Here is a 3085-nt window from a genome sequence, read left to right as displayed (position 1 = left end):
ATACCAATAACAGTAAATAGCTGATCTATTTTACTGGTTAAAACAACTCACTTCCGCGTTGTAACTTTCGCAAAGGGAACAACCATTTACGTCAACTTACGCCTTGAATTAAGCTGTTTTCCCTGCAGAAAATTTAGACCACATACGTAATGTAATTGGTATAACCACGAAGTTGCTATGCGACACAAAGAGCACGAAAAAAAGGAATAAAAAGCAACATATTACCTTCTAAAACTTTGTGCCTTCGTGGTGGAATGGCTTTATTTTTATTCTTGATTGTAACCTGCTGACGAAAGGGATAATCATTAGCGCTTATTCCTATTTCGGTGCTGATACCCACTGTAATACCTCACTGAAACGATACTTTTCCAGTTGTGCAAAACCATTTAACGGACGTACTTTTAAACGGGTAAAAATGGGGGTTGTTAAACCACAAAGAAAACGTGCCAGCAGTGTATTGGTTTTATGCTGGCCAAGCTTTTCACTGATTGCACTTGTTAACGTTGAAAAATCATATTCTTCAAGTGGTTTTAAAGGCATTGACTCAGGAAAAGTGGTTAACAACCCAGCACAAACACTGCAGTGCCCACAAGGCTGTTGCAGATTATTATCTGAAAAATAATGAGCGAGTTGCCAGTTCAAGCAATTTTTACTAGCAAAAAAATCTAATAAAAAATGGATACGCTTTATTTCACTGTGTTCTTTGTCACTAAAGCGCTTGGCGAGATTATCGACTAAATCTGCGTGAATCACCTCAGGGAAAACATGGTATACATTGGTCATCTGTTTAGTTTGTAGCTCCACCAACCCTTGCTGATCTAAATAATCAAGCGCGCTAATAACCCGACTACGCTCACTTGGATAAAAACTCTGCAACTTATCAAAATTAATGGTCGCCCAGGTACGTGCTTTATCTGCACTTTGTAAAATGGCCTCAACAAAGTGATAACGCTCCTCTTTAAATCGCCCTAACAACTCATTTTCAGGCACTAACTGCTTGTATTTGTACTCGGCATAATAACTGTAAGCAGGTTTTAAAATTCCCTCTAATTCTAGGTATACCAGTAAGGTTTTTAATGTTAATAGGCGAACATTAGATTGGCTCGATAAGCTATTCATCAATACCTCCCACTGACCATTACAATTTTTTATCTCATTAATAATATAATCAATCGCACTCGGCTCAGGAGTATCACTATAAACAAAGTTTTCCAGCAAATTAAGGTTATCTTTGTTAGCCAAAACCAAACAATCAGCAGATGCACCATCTCGCCCTGCGCGGCCTATTTCCTGTGCATAGTTTTCTATCGATTTAGGCAGGTCATAATGCACCACAAAACGGATGTCACTTTTATCAATGCCCATACCAAAGGCGATAGTAGCAACAATAATAGGGTTCTCTCCCGACATAAAACGTTGCTGAATATCAATACGTTGTTCACTCTTCATACCCGCATGATAGGCTTGTGCGCGAATCCCCGCACTGCTCAGTGCTTTTGCCACCTGTTCTGCCGTTTGTTGTAGAGTGACATAAATAATCCCTGCCAGATGAGCCCGTTGATTAAGCCACGGCACCAGTTGATTTAACTTTTCTTGCTCTGTGACACCAATAACAGCTAAATTTAAGTTACTGCGATAAGAGCCTGTCACAGTGATATTCTGCTTTTCAATAGCAAACTTAGTGGCCATATCTTCAATCACTGGTGTGGTTGCTGTCGCCGTTAATAGCAACACCTGTTTAATATTGAACTGCTCACGGTAAAAAGCGAGCTTTAGATAATCAGGACGGAAGTTATGCCCCCACTCAGAGATACAATGCGCTTCATCAACGACCAGCAGTGAAATAGGCACCTGTTTTAAAAATTGACGAAAGCGTTCACTATTCAGGCGCTCTACTGAGATAAACAAAATTTTAATCTCACCATCAGCCACCGCTTTATAAACCTTCGATGACTCACTGGCAGTTTGCATCGATTGAATACTGGCAGCTGCGATCCCTTTTTTATGTAAAAAATCGAGTTGATCTTGTATCAATGCTAATAACGGAGAAACCACTAAGGTAAGGTGTGGCAATTGTAGTGCAGGCAGTTGATAACAGAGAGATTTCCCAGATCCCGTAGGAAAAATAGCCGCCGCACTTTGCCCGCTTAATAATGTTTCAATAACAGGTGCTTGCCCTGTACGAAATTCACTAAACCCAAAATACTGCTGTAATAAATTTTTCATTACTTTACCCTATCACTCTATTATTAGATTGAGCAATTATATGCGAATTCATGCCTTACACAAACTCTATGATCTACGATTAAGTCGATCTACTCGCCCTTTTTTAGCAAGAGGAGGCAATATAACACGCTGTATTCACTGTATGTTACTGCCCTACCTGTGTATTTGCGGATTAAAAAAAACAGTGCAAACCAACAGTGCATTTTTACTGCTGATGTATGATGATGAGATTTTAAAACCCAGTAATACAGGCCGGTTAATTGCAGACCTTATCCCAGATACTTTTGCCTACATCTGGTCACGCACCGAGCCCCATAGTGAAATGTTGGCACTGCTTAACAATCCACAATGGCAACCGATGGTTATTTTCCCAGAAGAGTATTGTCAAATAGAAAGAGTTATTAGCGATCAGACACAGATAAACAGTGATAAGAAGCCCCTATTTATTCTACTCGATGGCAGTTGGGCACAGGCAAAAAAGATGTTCCGAAAAAGCCCTTATCTTGATAACTTTCCTGTCCTCTCTTTCTCTCCTGAAAACATTTCCCGCTATTTACTGCGTAAAGCGGTAAAAGAGAATCAACTCGCCACCGCAGAGGTCGCAAGCCTCGCATTGGAATTTATTGGGGAATTTAAAAATGCACAGCAGTTAAATCTTTTTTTTGAAGTGTTTAGAGAGAATTACATGTTAGGGAAACAACGTAAGCAACTACCCAATGATGCCAGTTATTATCAATTGAAAAACAGTAATTAGTGGTTAGTCATTCGTACTTAACTGACGACGGGATGATTTTTCTTTCATGCAAAAAAAGAGTGCCACTTTCACCTTTTCGACAAGAAAAAAAAAGAGCGCCGAAGC

The 3085-nt window shown here is 39.7% G+C and carries 2 protein-coding genes; one reads left to right on the top strand and one right to left on the bottom strand.

Annotated features, from left to right (window positions below):
• Window positions 1-318: 318 nt before the first annotated feature.
• On the bottom strand, window positions 319-2226 hold the full coding sequence (locus G322_RS0118330; RefSeq protein ID WP_022943135.1) for a RecQ family ATP-dependent DNA helicase: 1908 nt from the start codon (window positions 2224-2226) through the stop codon (window positions 319-321).
• Window positions 2227-2266: 40 nt separating this feature from the next.
• Between G322_RS0118330 and G322_RS0118325 the strand changes: the two genes are divergently transcribed.
• Window positions 2267-2980, top strand: a complete 714-nt coding sequence (locus tag G322_RS0118325) for a tRNA-uridine aminocarboxypropyltransferase (RefSeq protein WP_022943134.1) — start codon at window positions 2267-2269, stop codon at window positions 2978-2980.
• The last annotated feature ends 105 nt before the right edge of the window (window positions 2981-3085 follow it).

This window comes from Psychromonas hadalis ATCC BAA-638, assembly GCF_000420245.1.
GTDB lineage: Bacteria > Pseudomonadota > Gammaproteobacteria > Enterobacterales > Psychromonadaceae > Psychromonas > Psychromonas hadalis.
Note: the sequence above shows the minus strand (reverse complement) of the source record. Positions and strands in the feature narration are given on the sequence as shown.